Origin of the sequence: Photorhabdus sp. RM71S, assembly GCF_042879355.1 — a bacterium.
Lineage (GTDB): Bacteria > Pseudomonadota > Gammaproteobacteria > Enterobacterales > Enterobacteriaceae > Photorhabdus > Photorhabdus kayaii.
The window spans coordinates 13,027-34,148 of the sequence record NZ_JBHFKV010000025.1 but is presented as its reverse complement, the minus strand read 5'-3'; the positions used below and the strand labels follow the sequence as shown (position 1 = coordinate 34,148).

Here is a 21,122-nt window from a genome sequence, read left to right as displayed (position 1 = left end):
ATTATCAGCAACTCATTAGTAAGTACGCGCTTTCGGCGGAAATGCTTCACGCAGTTTTGGCTGCATGTTGACATCACGACGAGTCATGGTCTCAGTTTGCGGCAGATAGAGAGTATGGCATAACCAGTTCGCATCATCACGATCCGGATAGTCGAAACGGCTGTGAGCACCGCGGCTCTCAGTGCGGAAATTAGCAGCAACAGCAGTGGAAAGTGCTGTTTCCATCAGGTTATCAAGCTCCAGACACTCAATTCTCTGAGTATTGAACTCTAAGGAAGTATCGTCCAAACGCGCACTCTTCAGGCGTTCACGGATAACTTTAAGTTCTTCCAGCCCTTTCGCCATTGCATCACCTTCACGGAATACCGAGAAGTTGTTCTGCATACACGCTTGCAAATCTTTACGAATTTTAACCGGATCTTCACCCGTACGGGTACTATTCCAACGGTTCAGACGTTGCAAGGATATTTCAATATCCGATTCGCTGGCTTCACGGCTAGTCCCCTGCTCCATCAACGATTCTTTCAGGTGCAAACCAGCAGAACGGCCAAACACCACTAAGTCCAACAGCGAGTTACCCCCCAAACGGTTTGCGCCATGAACCGATACACAGGCAATTTCACCGACAGCAAACAGGCCCGGAATAACCACATCTTCGCCTTTCTCGTTAATAGTCAGTGCCTGACCAGTCACTTTAGTGGGGATTCCTCCCATCATATAGTGGCAAGTTGGAATCACCGGAATAGGTTCTTTTACTGGATCAACGTGGGCGAAAGTACGGGATAACTCAAGAATGCCCGGCAGACGAGATTCCAGCACCTCTTTGCCTAAATGATCCAGTTTCAGCTTGGCATGCGGCCCCCAAGGACCATCACAACCACGGCCTTCGCGGATTTCGATCATAATGGAACGTGCTACTACATCACGACCAGCCAGATCTTTAGCATTTGGCGCGTAACGCTCCATAAAGCGCTCGCCATCTTTATTCAGCAAATAACCACCTTCACCACGGCAGCCTTCTGTTACCAGAACACCTGCCCCGGCAATACCGGTTGGGTGGAATTGCCACATTTCCATATCCTGTACAGGTACACCCGCACGCAATGCCATACCGACACCATCACCAGTATTAATGTGGGCGTTAGTTGTTGATTGATAAATACGACCTGCCCCCCCCGTTGCCAGAATAGTTGCCTTCGCTTTAAAATAAACCACTTCACCAGTTTCAATACAGACAGCAGTACAACCAACAATAGTGCCATCCTGATTTTTAACCAGATCCAACGAATACCATTCAGAAAAAATAGTGGTGTGATTTTTTAAGTTTTGCTGATACAACGTATGCAACAGGGCATGCCCGGTACGGTCTGCCGCAGCAGCGGTACGTGCAGCCTGTTCACCACCAAAGTTTTTTGACTGGCCACCGAATGGACGTTGATAAATACGACCGTCATCCAAACGCGAAAATGGCAACCCCATGTGTTCCAGTTCCAGAATTGCCTCGGGCCCGGTCTTACACATGTACTCAATCGCATCCTGATCACCGATATAGTCGGAGCCTTTCACCGTGTCATACATGTGCCATTCCCAGTTATCGTCATGGGAATTACCCAACGCAACGGTGATCCCCCCCTGCGCAGATACAGTATGAGAACGGGTTGGGAATACTTTGGAAATCAAAGCACAGGATAATCCCATTTGTGAAATTTGTAGTGCAGCGCGCATGCCAGCGCCACCCGCACCAATAACGACTGCATCAAACTCTCTTACTGGCAGCTTCATCTATACCCCCCACACCACAATTGTTCCATAAATCAAGTAAGCCATCAGTGCAACAATAATCGCCAATTGCAGCATTAAACGCAGTGCCAACGGCTTTACATAGTCAGTTAGTACTTGCCACATACCAATCCAAGCGTGAGCCAGAATGGAAAACAGTGCCAGCACAGTGAAGACTTTAGTGATGGATGAGGCGAAGAAACCCCGCCAAACTTCATAAGTGATATCCGGCGTTGTGACGACAAAGCCCAGCATATAAAGAACATATAAAACAATAATCATTGCGGACGCGCGCAATAATAGCCAATCATGGATACCCGTGCGACCCAATGCAGATGCGTTACTTACCATACCAGTACTCCAGCCAGAATCGACAGAATAACAGCAATCCCGATTGCCACTTTGGCAGAGAGACTACCGACCGCTAAGTTTTCTTCCAAGTAGCCGAAATCCATCAGCATATGACGGACACCACCACAGATATGGTAAGCCAGTGCGGTCAGAATGCCCCACACAATAAACTTAGCGAAAAATCCCGTCATAATATCGGCGGCTTGCTGAAACCCTTCTTGCGAGGAGAGAGACATTCCTAACAACCAGAGGAGAATTCCTACTGCTACGAAAGTAATGACGCCGGAGACACGGTGCAAGATCGAGGTTATTGCAGAGACTGGAAAGTGTATCGTCTGCAAATCAAGGTTGACAGGTCTTTGTTTTTTCACAATTTTGCCCACACAGCTCTTTTATTATTTTCCTTCCTCCGGACCTGGGCGGAAATCAGACAGCGATAAGAGGATACAAAGACACAACATTTAATCAAACGATAGATCCTTCATGTTAAAAAATGTTGTGATTTAGTTACGCTGGGTGCTCCTACAGCAGGGTAATCCGGAGACCTGGCGGAAGTATATGTGCTTCACATTATTATTACAATTACAACACAATATGATTAGCTACATTTCCACTGAACAGTGATTAAGATCACGATTCAAACATATTGCACAAAATTAATTATCTTGTTTGACAAACTTTAAACATTTATCTTACATATATGGTTGAAAACACTTTTGAGATTGATTTTTGATAAGAGGAAAGACCTCAAGAAAAGCTAAAGTTATGTAACTGTGTAGTCCACACGAATCATAATCATTTTTGTAGTCAATGCATAAAACATAACTCTCAAAAATTCGCTAACAACCTAAAAACCATTGTCGTCCGGGGTGAGATTTCAGCCTTAAATGTGATATTGGCCTGATTTCAGCTTTTCCCCGGTAGTACAGTGTCAGGGGACACAGTATAAGAACCAATTCCACCAGGCATCATGGGTGTAGGTCATTTTTGTCAATAAATTGGGAACACAGATTGCACAGCAACCGGAGTATGCGCACAGTCTGTAAGAGACGATTCACTCACAAATCGCTCACCGGCGCGGGCCACACCAAAGTGCATTCAAAAGTGACCGCTTTTGTCAGAGCACCGTCCAAGCCCGTTCTTGATGACAAAGAATGGTCGATAAAATAGCCTGATTAAGATAAATTCTATACGGTGTCTTTCCGCCGTGGTTGTTAAAAGTTATAAAAATGAAAGCGCTAAGGAGACTGTAATGGCAGATAACAAAGCAACTCTAACCCCAGATGGTTCAGTTGCTATTGAATTGGACGTGCTAACACCGACCCTTGGGTCTAAAGTCATCGACGTTCGTACTCTCGGCTCCCAAGGTTTCTATACCTACGATCCTGGTTTTACTTCCACAGCATCTTGCGAATCCAAGATCACTTACATTGATGGTAACGAAGGTGTATTGCTGCACCGTGGTTTCCCTATCGACCAGCTAGCGACAAAATCCACTTATCTGGAAGTCTGCTATATCCTGCTGTATGGTGAAACACCAACACAAGAACAGTTTGATAAATTCAAAAAAACCATTACCCGCCACACCATGATTCACGAACAGATCCATCGCCTGTTCAATGGTTTCCGCCGTGATTCGCATCCTATGGCCGTACTGTGTGGCGTTACTGGCGCTCTAGCTGCTTTCTATCATGATGCTCTGGACGTGAACAATCCACGTCACCGTGACATTACCGCATACCGCCTGCTGTCAAAAATGCCGACAGTGGCCGCCATGTGCTACAAATACTCTATTGGTCAGCCATTCGTTTATCCACGCAATGATCTCTCCTATGCAGGCAATTTTCTAAACATGATGTTCGCTACGCCATGTGAAGAATATAAAGTGAACCCAGTACTGGAACGTGCTATGGATCGCATCTTTATTCTACATGCGGACCATGAACAAAACGCGTCTACCTCAACAGTACGAACCGCGGGCTCTTCCGGTGCCAACCCATTTGCCTGTATTGCCGCAGGTATCGCTTCTCTTTGGGGGCCTGCTCATGGCGGTGCAAACGAAGCTTGTCTGCGTATGCTGGAAGAAATTCAGTCGGTTGAACATATTCCGGAATTTATTAAACGTGCCAAAGATAAGAATGATGCTTTTCGTCTGATGGGATTTGGTCATCGTGTTTACAAAAACTATGATCCTCGTGCAACCGTCATGCGTGAAACCTGCCATGAAGTGCTAGATGAACTTGGCCTGAATGATAGCCTGCTGGAAGTTGCTATGGAGCTTGAACGTATTGCTCTACACGACCCCTATTTTATTGAGAAGAAACTGTATCCGAACGTGGATTTCTACTCAGGCATTATCCTGAAAGCAATGGGTATTCCATCCACTATGTTCACTGTTATTTTCGCCATTGCCCGTACTATCGGCTGGATCGCTCACTGGAATGAAATGCATGATGCTGGCGTGAAAATCGCTCGCCCACGTCAACTCTATACCGGCTACACAAAACGTGATTTTGACAGCCAGCTTGAAAAATAATAATAAAATCCAATTACGATAAGAGCTCTAACTTAATAGTTAGGGCTTTATTTAATTGGAAGAGGGAAGCCCTGCCGGTGATATTTGAGTCATCCGTTTTTAATTAACTGTTGATGCCAAATGAGGCATAAATTTTTGGCAGAAATCATCGATACCGCAGAAAATTTAAACTAACTTGTTCATTGCCTGTTCCTCCCCGGAACGGTTTTTGGCGTTCACCAAAACTTTGCTCTAGGAACAGGCTCTTCTTCAACTTTTTATCCAGAATTCGGGTTACAATATTTTTTATAGAAATCTCGAATTTCTAATAAAAGGATGATCGCCACAATTCAATATACATGTTCGATCATACAGTATGTCCGGTTTTAAAGAGCTAATATTTACAGCCAGAAAACATGTCTTAGTTTTTTAGGGTAAAAAACTGGATCACAGCAGATAATATATAAGTGATCTGTATACCCGGATGGGATAAGTAAACTTCCTTTCTTTAAAATCCCACCCGGCATTACCGCAATTCATATGACCGAACTGTTCCCAAATGGCATCCAGAACCCCTAATTCAGCATCAGAAAGAGATTCAAAATCATCCCTTGTTACATCTTTTTTCCGTTTGAGTGAAATTTCATAATTCTTTTCACTTTTAATCCACGCCCCCCATCCAAATTCATCACTGGCGTAATCTCCAGTAATTAAATTTAAGGTTTGCGATAAAACTGGCCCTTTAGGCATAGATACCATTCGATCACCAGTGATAGAGTAGCCGTAGTCATTCATAGATACTCTATCTGCCAGATAAAGCAACTTCATAAGTTTCAGATATGCCATGCGTCCGCCGCACTCATGCAGCAGTTAGGCAGCCATTTGAGCTACTTTTTCTTCGCAAAACATAGAAACCTCCAAGACTTTTTCGAAATACCAGACTGGCAATTTACACATATAATGTACCTCTAAATGCGCAACCCCAGCAACATCACAGCCCCAATGAGCGCAGCCCCTAATATTGTTTGAAATAATCCAGCACGCTTACTACCAACAATAACAGGCAAAAAATGAATATCCTCAGTGCCCTTTGTCATATCAAGTTCATCTTTGTTGATATTCTTCCACCGACCTTAGTCGGTGGTTGTTGAGTTCCGTTTTAAGAAAACGTGATTAAACCGGGTTTGGAATATCGATAAAAGTGACATCCAGACCATAATGACCAGCCAGCCACTCTCCCAACGCCTTAACACCATAACGCTCGGTGGCATGATGACCCGCAGCATAAAAATGCAATCCCATTTCGCGGGCGATATGAACCGTCTGCTCTGACACTTCACCGGTAATAAAAGCATCAACACCGAATTCGGCCGCTGCCTGAATAAAACTCTGACCACCGCCGGTACACCAAGCAAGCTTACGAATCTCTGCCGGTGCGTTATCGCCCAAATAAAACGCTTGGCGACCCAGCGCCTGTTCGATACGTGCAGCCAACTCCACCGGCGTTATCGGCTGTTCAAATTCCCCATGCGGCACGAATGGCTCAATCAACCCGACAACTTTCGCATTAATCAGGCGGGCCAATTGCGCGTTATTTCCCAGTGATGGATGAGCATCAAGGGGCAGATGATAACCATATAAATTGATATCATTACAGAGCAGAGTTTTCAGGCGATTACGTTTCATACCACGGATCACTGCTGGCTCATTTTTCCAAAAATAGCCATGATGAACGATAATGGCATCAGCCTGATGACGAACCGCTTCATCCAATAAAGCCTGACAAGCAGTAACACCCGTAACAACCCGCTGAATATGAGCACGCCCTTCAACTTGTAAACCATTGGGGGCATAATCCTGAAACTCATCAATTTTCAGTTCTCGGTTAATCACATTTTCCAGCTCAATATTACGCATCATATTCGTCCTGTGTATTGATTGTATTGCAATAATATACCGTTACCTGCCACCAATTGTCAGTTGTCAGCTACTTCTGACTGCCATAACCTGCTCTGACTGTTTTAACCATACGGGCTTATCGCTGGTTTTTACCCATACACGATACAAATAACTGTAAAAACGGACGCGATCACGACGAAACAACATAACCGGAAACGACAGGATACCGAAAGTGACAACGCCAATACGACGTAAGAGAACCTGATACCAAGGATATTCACGATATGAAGACATATTAGCCCTCCTTTAAAATGATCCCACTTTTCCGCAGAATCTTAAAAATAATCAATCTGTAAATTGTTTAAAATTTTATCGCAAGAAATGAAAATTTACCACTTATCCGACCACTTTTAAGCCGTTATTATCGCTATATTTTCTATTTTATGTAATTTTATTACACAAAATAGAGTAAAGGTGTAATATTACAAACAAATAATGAACATTTAATTAACAATCAGTGAAAATGTTATTAATAGCAATAAGAGTCAATTTTTTCGTAATCCTTACTCATATTCCTGTCATCATCGGTTCCACTTTGCTCAAGGAATGGATTGGACTCAATAGATAATCCTATTGAAAAAAATGTCTACGGATAACAATATCAGCCGGTTAATGCCTTTATCACCGAGGCAATGATTTTCGCCCTGTTGGGCGACACGAATGATTAAACACTATAAAGTCGTTAAAAATAATTCAAAAAACACACTATTATTAATGGATTAATATTTGAGCGAAAAAATACCTAAACAGTTTTGTTTTATTATGAGATATATGTCAAATTTTTATATCTCATTATTATCATAGATAGCTTTTCAACGTTAAATAAACTGCCGTTTTTTCCTTAAAATAGGCAGTAAATGAGGTCGTTGCGCAATAAGTCATGCCCGCTTTTTCCGATAAATACGGTATATAACGATAACTCAGTTCGGCCACTTCCTGTCGTTGAGACTCAAAACAAAATGCTGCTTTCAGAGCGTAAAAATTTTTTTGGTACATAAAGATCATAGTTGTTAAAGCGACAGTATTCCTCCAATTGCTGAGCAGATCTAACACCAACCTTTCTGTATATTTGTGCCGTATAGTGTTCAACAGTACGATAAGAAATGTTCAATATTCTGCCAATTTGTTTACTGGTATATTTATGTAAAGAGAGAAAAATGACATCCCATTCCCGTTGGGTAAATAAATGAGTAGATGGTTGAAATATAATAGATGCCGGGAGTTTTCCATAAAATAGACGGGTTAATGAGAAATCCTGAGCTTCCCATCCGTGGAAAATGACTCCGACACATTCGTTTTCATCATTATATAGTGGGTATTTTTCACAAATATAAGATGATAAGAATTTATTGTTTCCATACATATGTGTTTCAAGCGAACATACTGTTGTTTCGCTCTTCATTACACTTTGATCATGAAGAACGAATTCTTTTGCAAACTCAGCGCCATCCCAAGGAAGCTCATAATCATACCGTCCTTCATAATTAAATGAATCTGGAAGATTTTCAAGATGTTTAAGTGCCAGATTGCCATAAATAAAGCATGGCAGATTCGACTAATAAGTGCAATTTTTCAGAAGGGCGGTCAGTTGCTATAGTAGGCATCTTTCTCGCCAAAGGAAAATGCACTATGGCCTATACACAACTGACCGAAACAGAAAGATACCAGATTTCCAGTTTAAGAGAAGCAGGGCTTGCATCATCCCTTTATCAAATGCTTTGCATCGTCCGTGGCCTAAAGGTGAACAGCTCATTGCTACTGCTTTGAATCGCGAGCCTTTCGAAATATGGCCAAGCAGATATTCTAAATGAATTAAAATAAACTTCTCGAAAAAAGTTAATGAGAAGAGATTAAATACCTAAAACTTTTCTTGTGGAAAGCCTCAGGTATGATCATCGAATTAAAACAGGGCTACTAACGCCCTGCTTTGTTATCGTGCTAATATTTCTACTAATTTCGTGGATACTTTCTTATTTTATAACGCCAATTGAATTAAACCGCCGATTGCCTTTTCAAGATAGGCACGAGGACAACCCAAGTTTATCCTAATAAACCCTTTCCCCTGATTGCCAAAACTCAATCCCATTGAAACAACTATTTTGGCTTTTTGTAGTAAGGCCCGTTGTAAAGTGTCATCATCCAGACCTAAATTGCGACAATCCAGCCAAGCCAGATATGTACCTTCCGCTTTTGTCATTCGGCACCAAGGAGTGGCAGACGTTAAAGCTTGCTCGAACCAGCAACGATTTTCCGCCAGGTAATATTGTAGCTCATCAAGCCAAGCATCCCCATACTGGTATGCTGCTGTTGCCGCAGCCATAGATAGCGCGTTGAAGACATCCAGCCCATGCGCATTCAACCGATCGATAAAGGCACGTCGAAGTTCGGGATCTGGAATGAGAAAGTTTGATATACGGAGTGATGAAAGCCCAAATGCCTTACTTGTCGAGGTAGCGGCAATGACATTGCCATGCCATTCACTCCCCAGATGCAGTATTGAGGTGAATTTTCCCCAAGGCAAAATTAAATCAGCCCAAATTTCGTCGGAAATTACCGTCGTACCGTATCTTTTGCAGAGTATCAATATTTGGAGTAGTTCGTCACTATTCCAACACCTACCAGTAGGGTTATGTGGATTACATAACAATAGCAGAGGCGGTCTGTGTCGCTCCAACATCTGTTCCAGATGATTATAATCAATTTTATAACCTTCCAGACTTTCAAGAAGCGGATTTTCAATCATCATCCTGCCATTCATAGTAATAATTTTGGCGAATGAAGCATAGTACGGCCCTTGTACAATGACACCTTCCCCCGGTTTACTGAGCATTTGTATCAATAACGCTAATCCGGGTATGACGCCTTCTATCGACGTAAACCAATCGCGGTACAAGGTCAGTTTATGGCGCCTTGAAAACCAGTCTATTGCCGCCTGGTAATAGCAATCGTCGCGTTCGCTATAACCAAAAATACCGTGGTCAATTCGGGAATAGAGTGTTTGTAAGACCTCTTCCGGGCATTGAAAATCGAAATCAGACACCCACATTGGCAGCAGGTCAGTCTTATTTAAGTGCAAGTGACGATTTAAAAAATCCCACTTAACAGAGCTTGTATTGTGGCGATCGATTATCCGGTTGAAATCAGGCAATTTCACTTTGGATTTCCTTTTTATTCAGGGAGTTTTCCGGCGTGATTTTTGCGATACCGAAACCAGTAAAGCCATAAATGAGAGCCAAGAAGACGGCAGCATAGCACTGGATAGCCCAGGGCAGTAGCTCAAGCGTACTGACACCCAATGTAGTCGCCATGTAAATACCAGCAGCAGTCCAGGGGATCAACGGCTCTATGACAGTACAGCCATCTTCTATTGTTCGTGACAGATTTTTATTATCCAGTCCCATGCGACGATAAGCCCCTTTGAACAGCTCCGCCGGGATGAGGAGAGCCAACTTTCCGTTGCAGGTTGCGCCCGTTACCAGAATAGTTGTTGCCAAGGTTGCAGCAATAAGTTGCCCGGTTGTGCGAACAACTAGTAGAAGCCGGTTAATGATGATGGTCAAAGCACCAGTGAGTGCTAAAGCACCGGCAAATGCGAATGCACAAAATGCAAGCAGGATAGTACTCATCATCGAGAACATGCCACCCCGATTGAGCAGACGGGAAACATCGTTAACGACTCCGGTGATGTTATGTCCCTGGTCAGAGAACATTGAGAGATTGAAACCATCTATCAACGCATTAAGGCCCTGCTTCAGGGTGAGCCCCTGTAGACCTATTCCAAGCACAATAGCTAATACACAGGCAGCAAGCATGACGGGTATCACCGGACGTTTTGTTATTGCGCCCCACAAAACCAGTATCGGTGGCAAAATAAGCAATAAATTGAATTGATACAGGCTTTCAAGAGATTGCACGATTTCTGTGACTTTTTCAGGTGTTGCCACATTACCTGTTAAGCTTGTATGACCAGCAATAAAATAAACAATAGCGGCCAAAATAAAGCTGGGAATAGTGGTATACATCAAATGTTGAACATGACTGTAAAGATCAGTATCGGCAACAATGGCAGCGAAGTTAGTTGAGTCAGATAACGGTGAAATTTTATCACCGAAATACGCGCCTGAAACAACCGCTCCGGCTGCTGCGGCTAAACAACAGTATGAGTGGTCCCAGATTAAGATTGTTCTTAATCATACAGTTCAAACTCCCATTTCAAATTGTTTGTTACAATAGAGTAACGAATTCATTTTAGATGAAATGTGAGATAAGTTTGATGTTCATGTAACCGGTTCCATGAAGTTTGAAAATGTGATTTATATATCAATTTTTTATCTTGCTTATAACCAAGCATCCGTAATAACCACTAACTTTTTGTGGAATATTTCAATGAATGTTCTTAATATCCCATAAGAGGCTATATGAACATAATCACATCCTAAGAGATCTTCCTTCAGCCAATGTCGCTATGTCTCCACCACGTTAAACCTCCTGTGGATCTCGTGACGGAGTTCTTCAGAATCTGTCAGGCTATCCTCCATTTTTCGTATGAAATGAGCCAGTGAAATCCGTCCCCACCAAAGAGGAGAATGAACAATAGCGGAGTCGTACTATTGTGAGTAAATGAGGGGATAATTGGATGAACGAAAATAATTAGACATCAAGCTTAAGCTATAAAAATTATGACAAACTATAATGGTAAAATTATTATCTCTATATCACCCTCTATTATGAAACTGTAATTTAAATTGTGCAATTATCTAGTATTTATATATTCCTTCCAACAACGTAGGCAGGTAAATTATGAGCGAAAAGAAACTTAAAGCACTCACAGCCGAACTGGCTAAGCATCTGAACGACCATTTTTAATCGTGGCGGCAATTATACAGAACTACACACAGACTCTATATATACCCGTTATCTTTCAAGTTGCCTCTTTGTTGGCTGCACTCACTCACCCCGGTCACATAGTTATCTATGCTCCCGGGGACTCGCTCCCTTGCCGTCGCGATGCATCTTGAAATCCATAGGGTATAAATAAGTGGTATCAGCCTTCTTTCTCTAATATCCACTCCCTAGATTAGATACTTTGATTTAGTACATGGTGTATCCATGGCATAAAAATCGCAATCAATTTAAGTTCGGGTATTTTCCAATACGAGCCGTTACAATTAGTAAAATACGAATATTATACACCAAGTTTTAATATTGTGATTACTTTAGCGAATTATCAATATTATATGAATAATCAGAATATTGATGCACAGGATTATTTATTAATTTAAAATTATCTAATACCTCTAACAATTCAGGCAACAAAATCCAATTAATTATCAACTGAAAGATTTCAGAGTAAGAAAAGTCAATGAGAAAGGAACTCAATGCCTTAAGAGTGTTTATACCCTTCATCCTTCAAATTGCTGCTTTGTTGGCTGCTTTCACTTACCCCAGTCACATAGTTATCTATGCTCCTGGGGATGCGTTCACTTGCCGCCGCGCTGCGGCTTGAAATCTATTGGGTATAGATCTTTTACCATAGTATTAAACTTTTCTATAAAAGTATCTTCTGCTGAAAAAAGGAAATACGACAGTAATACTAAACCGAGTAACCTTTGACGGCGGTTCTTCTTACCCTCACTTATTATCATTTTTACACTTTTTTTACACATTCATTCACTCTTTTATCAGCATCTTTGCATCTCCTTACCTAATCTTTACTATCCAAGTTTTCAGGAGATAAGCAGTGAGCATATTCTTCATTTCCGGCGCGTTATTAGTAGCCCTGTTACTGGTTTATCTGATTTATGCGTTACTCCATGCGGAGGATTTTTAAATGGCCGCATCCGCTTTTTTATTGATCACCAGTTTTTTACTGATTCTACTGATGCTGGCAAAACCACTCGGAAACGTTATCGCCAACATGATCGACGGTAATATTCTTCGCGGGCTGACTAAAGCAGAATCTGGCCTTTGGCGTTGCTGTGGCTTACAAAAACCTGGCGGCACAGTCAAAGAAATGAACTGGTGGCAATATGCATTAGCTATTACTATTTTTAATCTAACTGGACTATTGCTGCTATTCACGCTTTTAATCACACAACAAGCTCTTCCCCTTAATCCTGAACATTTCCCAGGACTCAAATGGGACTTGGCGCTGAATACAGCCATCAGCTTTATCACCAATACTGATTGGCAGGCATACAGTGGAGAAAACACACTAAGTTACTTTAGCCAAATGACAGGTCTAACCGTGCAGAACTTTCTTTCTGCAGCGACCGGTATTGCAGTAGCATTTGCGCTGATACGCGCATTTTCCCGTCATGGCGTCAAAACCGTAGGAAACGCCTGGGTTGATATCACACGTATCACACTTTATCTGCTACTACCGCTGTCTATGGTTATCACGCTCGTTTTTGTCAGCCAAGGAGTGATTCAGAATTTCGAACCGTATCAATTAGCCCATACCATTGAAGGCCAACCACAATTGATCCCGATGGGTCCCGTCGCTTCACAGGAAGCCATCAAATTATTGGGCACCAATGGGGGTGGATTCTTTGGGGGTAGCTCATCACACCCCTTTGAAAATCCAACTGCTATCAGCAATTTCACTCAGATACTGTCTATCTTCTTGATCCCTTGTGCACTCTGTTTTGCCTTTGGGCAAGTGGTTGGTGATAACCGTCAAGGGCACACTCTATTGTGGGCAATGAGCATCATCTTTGTCATTGCCACCGTAGGAGTCATGTATGCCGAACTGAAAGGGAATCCCCATTTCAGTCTGTTAGGCGCCAACAGTAATATCAATATGGAAGGTAAAGAGAATCGCTTTGGCATCCTCGCAACCTCAATTTATGCCGTCGTAACCACCGCCGCTTCCTGTGGCGCCGTCAATGCTATGCATGATTCTTTCACTGCGCTTGGCGGCATGATCCCAATGTGGTTGATACAAATTGGCGAAGTCGTGTTTGGCGGTGTGGGTTCTGGTTTATATGGTATGTTACTGTTCGTTCTGCTGACCGTTTTTATCGCCGGTTTAATGATAGGCCGTGCGCCTGAATATCTCGGTAAAAAAATCGAAGTATTCGAGATGAAAATGGTGGCACTGGCGATTTTGGTTACCCCTACACTGGCTCTTTTAGGAACGGCACTTACCATATCCACTGCCAGTGGACGTGCCGGTATTCTGAACCCCGGCGCTCACGGTTTCAGTGAAGTGCTCTATGCCCTCTCCTCCGCTGCCAACAATAATGGTAGTGCTTTCGCGGGCCTCAATACCAACAGCATGTTCTACAACTTGTTGCTAGCTATCATCCTATTTTTAGGGCGCTTCGGCCTGATCCTGCCAGTACTTGCTATTGCCGGTTCTTTAGTCGTAAAAAAACGCCAGCCTGCCAGCAACGGTACACTGCCCACCTATGGCCCACTGTTTATCAGTCTATTGATTTTGACCATCATGCTAATTGGTGCGTTGACTTTTATTCCGGCTCTGATCCTTGGCCCGGTCATTGAACATTTACAAATCTGGCTAATGTCCCGGTAAGCGCCAAAGAGAGGAATACCATGACCAACAAACAACAGACATTATTCGAACCTGCTTTGATTCGTAATGCCCTGATTGATTCAGTCAAAAAATGTCATCCGGCTGCACAATGGCGTAACCCAGTGATGTTTGTCGTCTATCTAGGCAGTGGGTTAACCACCATTTTATGGATTGCCATGTTAGCGGGTCAATTTAAGGGAAATGCGCTGTTCACCGGTAACATCGCCTTATGGCTGTGGTTTACTGTGCTATTCGCTAACTTTGCCGAAGCACTGGCAGAAGGCAGAAGCAAAGCTCAGGCGGCCAGCCTTAAAGGGGTAAGAAAAACCAGTTGGGCAACTAAACTCACTTCAACCAATCGTAATGGTTCCAGAGAAAAAGTCCCTTCTGACAGCCTGCGCAAAGGGGATATCGTCATTATTGAAGCCGGTGAAACGATCCCTTGCGATGGTGAAGTTATCGAAGGTGGCGCTTCTGTTGACGAAAGTGCAATCACCGGAGAATCTGCCCCCGTTATCCGCGAATCTGGCGGTGATTTTTCCTCTGTAACAGGTGGCACACATGTGCTATCTGACTGGCTGGTGGTCGAATGTTCAGTTAATCCCGGTGAAACTTTTCTTGACCGCATGATTTCAATGGTGGAAGGGGCTAAACGTCGTAAAACCCCAAACGAGATTGCACTGACTATTTTGTTGACTGCTCTAACAATCATCTTTCTATTGGTGTGTGTCACTCTACTGCCATTTTCAATATTCAGCGTGGAGACTAACCAATCTGGCCAACCTATCACTGTCACGGTATTGATAGCGTTATTAGTTTGTCTTATTCCTACCACGATTGGGGGGTTACTTTCTGCCATTGGTGTCGCAGGCATGAGCCGCATGCTAGGTGCCAATGTTATCGCCACCAGCGGACGAGCCGTTGAAGCAGCGGGTGATGTGGATGTGCTGTTACTGGATAAAACTGGCACCATCACTTTGGGAAATCGCCAAGCCTCTCAGTTTCTGCCCGTACCTGGCATAACAGAACAGCGGTTGGCAGATGCCGCCCAACTCTCTTCTTTAGCCGATGAAACACCAGAAGGCCGCAGCATTGTCATTCTGGCAAAACAGCGATTCAACCTGCGTGAACGTGATTTACACTCACTGAACGCCACTTTTGTCCCTTTCTCTGCCATGACTCGAATGAGTGGTGTTAATGTGGAAAACCGCATGATCCGCAAAGGCGCTGTCGATGCCATTCGCCGCCATATTGAAGTCAATCACGGAAAATTCCCAGAAGCAGTGGAAATTTTGGTACAGACAGTGGCACGTAAAGGAGGTACCCCGCTGGTTGTCGCAGAAAATCAACAGGTACTGGGAGTTATCGCGCTAAAAGACATCGTAAAAGGCGGTATTAAAGAGCGATTTAGTGAGATGCGCCGTATGGGAATCAAGACCGTTATGATTACCGGCGATAACCGTCTGACTGCGGCTGCGATTGCCGCAGAAGCCGGAGTAGATGATTTTCTGGCGGAAGCTACCCCCGAAGCCAAACTAGCCCTGATCCGCCAATATCAATCCGAAGGGCGTCTGGTCGCCATGACAGGTGATGGCACTAATGATGCCCCTGCTCTTGCTCAAGCCGATGTTGCCGTTGCTATGAATTCAGGCACTCAGGCAGCCAAGGAAGCAGGCAATATGGTGGATCTGGATTCCAACCCAACCAAACTGATTGAAGTTGTCCATATTGGTAAACAGATGTTGATGACACGGGGCTCTCTGACCACATTCAGTATCGCCAATGATATCGCAAAATATTTTGCCATTATCCCGGCGGCGTTTGCCGTCACCTACCCACAATTAAATGTCTTAAATATCATGCATCTGCACTCGCCTACTTCGGCGGTTTTATCGACAGTTATCTTTAATGCACTGATTATTGTTTTCTTGATCCCATTGGCTTTAAAAGGCGTGAGCTACCGCCCAATGAATGCATTGTCACTTTTACGCCGCAACCTGTGGATTTATGGTTTAGGTGGTCTGATAGCGCCTTTCATCGGCATCAAACTGATAGATATGTTGCTGACTTTGCTGATACTTAATTAAAGGTGATGAAAATGATTTGGTTACGTTCTTCTGTTGTGTTGGTGATATTCCTGACATTGATTACCGGCGTAGCTTATCCATTGCTGGCAACAGGTTTGTCAGAACTGATGTTCCCTTATCAAGCACAAGGCTCCATGGTAAAACAAAATGGTCAAGCCGTTGGCTCTGAGCTGATTGGTCAACCCTTCACTAAAGCGATCTATTTTCAGGGGCGCCCTTCTGCTACCGTAGATTATCCCTATAACACTCTGTCCTCTGGTGGCAGCAATTTAGCGGCTTCCAACCCGATATTGGATGATGAAATCAAACGCAGAGTTGAGCAACTGCGGCAATTTAACCGCCAACCAGACATTCCTGTGCCAGTTGATTTGGTCACCGCATCCGCTAGCGGCCTTGATCCTCACATCTCACCCGCCGCCGCTGACTTTCAAGCACAGAGAGTCGCTGATGCACGCCATTTACCGATTAAAGTGATAAAGCGATTAATCAGGGATAATATTGAGCCACCACCATCGGAATTCCTCGGTGAGCCAGTGATTAATGTGTTAAAACTTAATCTTGCCCTTGATAATTTGCACAAGAAAAAACAGTAAGGCTGAACATGGATCAACACGAACCACAGCGCCCTGACCCGGATGAATTACTGACACTGGTTAATGAGAAACAGCGCGGTAAATTAAAAATATTTTTCGGTGCCTGCGCTGGCGTGGGAAAAACCTATGCTATGTTGCAGGAAGCGCAAAGATTGCGTGCTCAAGGGTTGGATGTGGTTATCGGCGTGGTAGAAACCCATGAGCGGCAAGACACCGCCGCTTTACTTGATGGTCTGCCACAATTGCCCCTGAAACAGATCCAATATCGACGGCGCAGAATCAGCATCTTTGATCTTGATGCCGCCATTGCCCGCCACCCAGCCATCATCTTGATGGATGAGTTGGCATTCAGTAATCCTCACACCAACCGTCATCCCAAACGCTGGCAGGACGTTGAAGAATTACTTGAAGCTGGCATAGATGTACTGACTACCATCAACGTTCAGCATCTAGAAAGCCTCAATGATGTTGTGGGGGATATTACTGGTATCCGGGTCAGGGAGACCGTCCCTGATCATATCTTTGATCAGGCGAATGAAATTGTCTTAGTTGATCTGCCCCCAGATGATCTGCGCCAGCGGCTCCATGAAGGTAAGGTCTATATCCCTAGCCAGGCAGAACGCGCCATTGAACATTTTTTCCGCAAAGGTAATTTAATTGCATTACGAGAGCTCGCTTTGCGCCGGACGGCTGATCGCGTGGATGATCAAATGCGTGCTTTCCGCGACACACAAGGGCATGAACCGGTCTGGCATACCCGTGATAATCTTCTACTCTGCATTGGTAATAGCTCAGGCAATGAAAAGCTCATCCGCACTGCCGCTCGCCTCGCAGCCCGATTAGGCTGTATCTGGCATGCAATTTACGTTGAAACCCCAAAACTGTACCAACTACCCGAAGGTAAACGGCGCACTATCTTAAAAGCACTCAGATTAGCGCATGAATTGGGGGCTGAAACCGCGACACTTTCCGATTCAAACAAAGAAAAAGCGGTATTACGTTATGCCAGAGAACATAACCTCGGCAAAATTCTGATAGGCCGTCGCTGTACCTCCAAACAGAAGCTGTTTGGCTGGCAATGGCGCCCAGGTTTTGCTGACCGACTGGGAAAACTAGGACCTGACTTAGATCTAGTGATTGTCGCATTAGAAGAGCGCAGCCGATGGGATAAAGAACAGGACAACCGCTCTGTCAGTGAAAAATGGCGGGTACAGATTCAGGGCTGCCTGATCGCTATTGCGCTCTGTACACTTATTACCCTGTTCTCCCGAACATTCTTGCTGACCCTTGATAAAGCCAATCTTGTCACGCTTTATCTGCTTGGCGTCGTTATCATTGCGCTATTTTACGGACGCCAACCATCAATATTTGCCGCTTTTATTAATGTCATCAGTTTCGATATCTTCTTTGTACAGCCTCATTGGTCTCTTGCTGTTACCGATATGCAGTACCTGCTGACCTTTACTGTCATGCTAATAGTCGGTGTCGTTGTCGGAAACCTCACTGCGGGCATGAGATATCAGGCGCGAATTGCCCGTTACCGCGAACAACGAACCCGCAATCTCTATGAAATGACCCGTGAACTGAGCCGGGCGCTGAATGAAGAAGATATTGCCCGTACCAGCTACCATTTCCTTGCCAATGGTTTTCAGGCTAAAACCGGCCTCTTTTTACCCAACGAGGATGGTAATTTATGTCAACTCACGACCAATAATGGCGGTCATATGTTGATTGATGATGCCATTGCAAAATGGAGTTTTGATAAAAATCTGCCGGCTGGAGCGGGAACAGATACCTTACCTAGCGTACCTTACCAACTACAGCCTATCGCTACACCTTCTCAGACACTGGCTGTATTAGCTATTGAGCCATCCTATTTGCGCCAATTACTGATCCCTGAACAACAGCGATTGCTGCAAACATTTACCGGCCTGATCGCCAATGCACTGGAAAGATTGCAACTCTCACGCCGGGCAGAATCCGCTAAATTGGATACAGAACGAGAACAGTTACGTAACTCGCTTCTGGCGGCCCTGTCTCATGATTTACGCACACCGCTGACCGTCCTATTCGGACAAGCGGAAATCCTGATGTTGGATTTATCAGCCGAAGGCTCTCCACATACCAAACAGGTGAATCAGATTCGTCAACAAATTCTCAGCACTTCCCGTCTGGTTAATAATTTACTGGACATGGCGCGTATCCAATCGGGAGGCATTCAGCTCAATCTGGAATGGCAATCGCTGGAAGAGATCGTCGGCAGTACCTTACGTTCGCTGGAATATGCACTCAACCGTCATCCCGTCGCAGTTTCCCTGCCATCCGATTTACTATTGCATTGTGATGCCAGTTTACTGGAGCGGGTATTTATCAACCTGTTGGAAAATGCAATCAAATATACCGATGAGCAAATACCACTAGGTATTAAAGCAACAACAGAAAAAAATCAAATTCATATTGAAGTTTGGGATGCAGGTAAAGGCATTCCGCCGGAACAAGAACAATTAATTTTCGATAAATTCTCCCGCACTCGTAAAGAGTCTGCTATTCCAGGAGTGGGCCTTGGATTAGCAATTTGCCGAGCAATTATTGAAATCCACCAAGGAAAGATTTGGGCAACCAATAACGAAAAAGGTGGAGCAAGTTTTCACTTTGTTCTACCGTTAGAGAAACCACCTGAAATTATTACTGAGGAGATGTGATTATTACCAACAATAACACCATTTTGATTATTGAAGATGAAAAAGAGATCCGACGCTTTGTTCGACTAGCGTTGGAAGGTAAAGGCTATCGCGTATTTGACAGTGATACGCTGAAATGGGGCCTAATTGAAGCGGGAACCCGCAAGCCTGACTTAATTATTCTTGATTTGGGCTTGCCGGATGGTGACGGTATTAACTTGATCCGTGATCTGCGCCAATGGAGCGCAATTCCCGTTATTGTTCTCTCTGCCCGCGATAAAGAAGCGGATAAAGTTGCTGCACTAGATGCCGGCGCTGATGATTATCTGAGTAAACCTTTTGGTATCAGTGAACTATTGGCAAGAGTCCGGGTTGCCTTACGCCGTTTTGCCAGAACTAATAAAGAAGAATCGATCATTCATTTTTCTGATGTCGTTGTTGATCTGGTTAACCGCCGAATCACCAAAAACGATGAAGAACTGCATCTAACCCCGATTGAATTCCGGTTACTAGGTGAATTATTGGCGAATAGCGGCAAAGTACTCACCCAACGCCAATTACTCAACCAAGTTTGGGGCCCTAATTATGTTGAACACAACCATTATTTACGGATTTATATGGGGCATTTACGACAAAAATTAGAAACCGATCCAACCAGACCAAAACATTTATTGACTGAAACGGGTATTGGCTATCGGTTTATGCCTTAATGCCTGAGACACGTATTGAATCACTTCATGTCTCAGGCAATTAATATCTCTCAGCAAAGCTAATATCCGCTTATTTCACCTGACACACATGTTCAGATAAATAATAAGCGACAGACTCTTCACAGCAAGAACCAATAATATCAGCGTAAGGAAGCGCTTGTTTCACCCTATTATGCGCCGTTCCCATGATGACACCTTTAGCTACGGTTGAAAGCATTTCCACATCATTCATACCATCACCAAATGCAATCGTTTTATTAATTGGGATATCAAGAAAACCGGCGAGCTGAATTAAAGCTTGCCCCTTCGAAACACCACGGTCCATCACTTCCAGACACCAAGGAAATGAGAAAGCAACACTGACATGATCAGAAAATAGATCAATTAAATGACGTTCTAATTTAACCAACGCATCATGATCTCTCTTCTTGTGAATGAAAAAGATTTTCTCAACCGCATCACAAGGCATTTCATCAGCCTGCCTAACCGCGGGATTAAAATTATCATTCTGATTAAAATCATTGAAACTATGGTGTAGCTCACTGGTTAACCATTGAGAACCATAATACATATTAATCACTAAATCCTGATCCGCCTGTATTTCCTCAATCACTCTTTTTACTACGTGACTTGGCAAATGTCGGCTAATATCCAGGTTCTTACAAGCACTGGTTAATCTAGCGCCATTCGACGTAATCAAATGCACAGGGATATCAAAATCACCAATAATGGAATTTACATCAGCATGATGTCTACCCGTTGCAAATACGATTTGCTTTCCCATACTTGATAAATCAGTAAGCACCTTGCGGGTAAACTTACCAATTGTATCTCCTTGAAGTAGAAGCGTCCCATCGAGATCTGTGGCAATGAGATTATACATAGAGCGTTCCAGTGTTAAGGGCCGATC

At 43.8% G+C, this 21,122-nt stretch carries 16 protein-coding genes and 3 pseudogenes; 8 read left to right on the top strand and 11 right to left on the bottom strand.

From position 1 onward, the window contains the following. Positions 1–15: 15 nt before the first annotated feature. From sdhA to sdhC, 3 genes are read right to left on the bottom strand one after another with little or no spacing between them, the layout of a single operon-like run. Entirely contained in the window at positions 16–1,782 is a 1,767-nt protein-coding gene (gene sdhA, locus ACGF5R_RS14065) for a succinate dehydrogenase flavoprotein subunit (RefSeq protein WP_112895771.1), read from the bottom strand. Then, the gene (gene sdhD / locus ACGF5R_RS14060; protein ID WP_112876196.1) at positions 1,783–2,130 is read right to left on the bottom strand and encodes a succinate dehydrogenase membrane anchor subunit; all 348 of its coding nucleotides are present in this window, start codon (positions 2,128–2,130) and stop codon (positions 1,783–1,785) included. It lies immediately after the preceding gene. Next, positions 2,124–2,513: a succinate dehydrogenase cytochrome b556 subunit gene (gene sdhC, locus ACGF5R_RS14055; protein ID WP_112876197.1), complete on the bottom strand. Its 390-nt coding sequence runs from the start codon at positions 2,511–2,513 to the stop codon at positions 2,124–2,126. Before sdhC ends, sdhD begins: the two co-directional genes overlap by 7 nt. A gap of 869 nt (positions 2,514–3,382) precedes the next feature. On the opposite strand from sdhC, the gene ACGF5R_RS14050 reads away from it, so the two are divergent. Further along, positions 3,383–4,666 (top strand): citrate synthase, encoded by a 1,284-nt coding sequence (locus ACGF5R_RS14050; protein WP_112876198.1) that lies wholly within the window; start codon positions 3,383–3,385, stop codon positions 4,664–4,666. A 426-nt stretch (positions 4,667–5,092) separates the two neighbouring features. Here ACGF5R_RS14050 and ACGF5R_RS14045 read toward each other — a convergent pair whose 3' ends face one another. The 5 genes and pseudogenes from ACGF5R_RS14045 to ACGF5R_RS14025 all read right to left on the bottom strand — a co-directional run. Next, positions 5,093–5,491 (bottom strand): Panacea domain-containing protein, encoded by a 399-nt coding sequence (locus tag ACGF5R_RS14045; protein WP_112876199.1) that lies wholly within the window; start codon positions 5,489–5,491, stop codon positions 5,093–5,095. Positions 5,492–5,643: 152 nt separating this feature from the next. Beyond that, positions 5,644–5,763: pseudogene (locus tag ACGF5R_RS14040) on the bottom strand (tail assembly protein); the annotation flags it as partial. 55 nt (positions 5,764–5,818) lie between these two features. After that, on the bottom strand, positions 5,819–6,562 hold the full coding sequence (locus ACGF5R_RS14035) for a type 2 GTP cyclohydrolase I (protein ID WP_162120198.1): 744 nt from the start codon (positions 6,560–6,562) through the stop codon (positions 5,819–5,821). 66 nt (positions 6,563–6,628) lie between these two features. Beyond that, positions 6,629–6,838, bottom strand: coding sequence for a YbfA family protein (locus ACGF5R_RS14030; RefSeq protein WP_112876201.1), 210 nt, complete (start codon positions 6,836–6,838; stop codon positions 6,629–6,631). A gap of 715 nt (positions 6,839–7,553) precedes the next feature. Beyond that, positions 7,554–8,147: pseudogene (locus ACGF5R_RS14025) on the bottom strand (helix-turn-helix transcriptional regulator); the annotation flags it as partial. 175 nt (positions 8,148–8,322) lie between these two features. Here ACGF5R_RS14025 and ACGF5R_RS14020 point away from each other — a divergent pair. Next, a complete protein-coding gene (locus ACGF5R_RS14020) occupies positions 8,323–8,415 on the top strand; it encodes a helix-turn-helix domain-containing protein (protein WP_387691344.1) in 93 nt (30 codons plus the stop codon). Between the two features lie 164 nt (positions 8,416–8,579). Here ACGF5R_RS14020 and ACGF5R_RS14015 read toward each other — a convergent pair whose 3' ends face one another. Next, entirely contained in the window at positions 8,580–9,758 is a 1,179-nt protein-coding gene (locus tag ACGF5R_RS14015; RefSeq protein WP_112876203.1) for a MalY/PatB family protein, read from the bottom strand. Further along, positions 9,745–10,755, bottom strand: a pseudogene (locus ACGF5R_RS14010) (Na+/H+ antiporter NhaC family protein); the annotation flags it as partial. The gene ACGF5R_RS14015 and the pseudogene ACGF5R_RS14010, both read right to left, overlap by 14 nt. Positions 10,756–12,344: 1,589 nt before the next feature. On the opposite strand from ACGF5R_RS14010, the gene kdpF reads away from it, so the two are divergent. From kdpF to kdpE, 6 genes are read left to right on the top strand one after another with little or no spacing between them, the layout of a single operon-like run. Then, positions 12,345–12,434: a K(+)-transporting ATPase subunit F gene (kdpF, locus tag ACGF5R_RS14005; protein WP_041379999.1), complete on the top strand. Its 90-nt coding sequence runs from the start codon at positions 12,345–12,347 to the stop codon at positions 12,432–12,434. Then, positions 12,435–14,141 (top strand): potassium-transporting ATPase subunit KdpA, encoded by a 1,707-nt coding sequence (gene kdpA / locus ACGF5R_RS14000; protein WP_387691342.1) that lies wholly within the window; start codon positions 12,435–12,437, stop codon positions 14,139–14,141. Positions 14,142–14,161: 20 nt separating this feature from the next. Next, positions 14,162–16,228, top strand: a complete 2,067-nt coding sequence (kdpB, locus tag ACGF5R_RS13995; RefSeq protein WP_387691340.1) for a potassium-transporting ATPase subunit KdpB — start codon at positions 14,162–14,164, stop codon at positions 16,226–16,228. 11 nt (positions 16,229–16,239) lie between these two features. Then, positions 16,240–16,821, top strand: a complete 582-nt coding sequence (kdpC, locus tag ACGF5R_RS13990) for a potassium-transporting ATPase subunit KdpC (protein WP_112876209.1) — start codon at positions 16,240–16,242, stop codon at positions 16,819–16,821. A gap of 8 nt (positions 16,822–16,829) precedes the next feature. Next, positions 16,830–19,523 carry a two-component system sensor histidine kinase KdpD gene (gene kdpD / locus ACGF5R_RS13985; protein ID WP_112876210.1) on the top strand — a complete coding sequence of 898 codons (2,694 nt, stop codon included), beginning with the start codon at positions 16,830–16,832 and terminating at the stop codon, positions 19,521–19,523. Next, a complete protein-coding gene (gene kdpE, locus ACGF5R_RS13980) occupies positions 19,520–20,212 on the top strand; it encodes a two-component system response regulator KdpE (protein WP_192880967.1) in 693 nt (230 codons plus the stop codon). The genes kdpD and kdpE overlap by 4 nt, the downstream gene beginning before the upstream one ends. A gap of 70 nt (positions 20,213–20,282) precedes the next feature. Here kdpE and ACGF5R_RS13975 read toward each other — a convergent pair whose 3' ends face one another. Further along, positions 20,283–21,095, bottom strand: coding sequence for a Cof-type HAD-IIB family hydrolase (locus ACGF5R_RS13975; RefSeq protein ID WP_262980808.1), 813 nt, complete (start codon positions 21,093–21,095; stop codon positions 20,283–20,285). Positions 21,096–21,122: the final 27 nt, after the last annotated feature.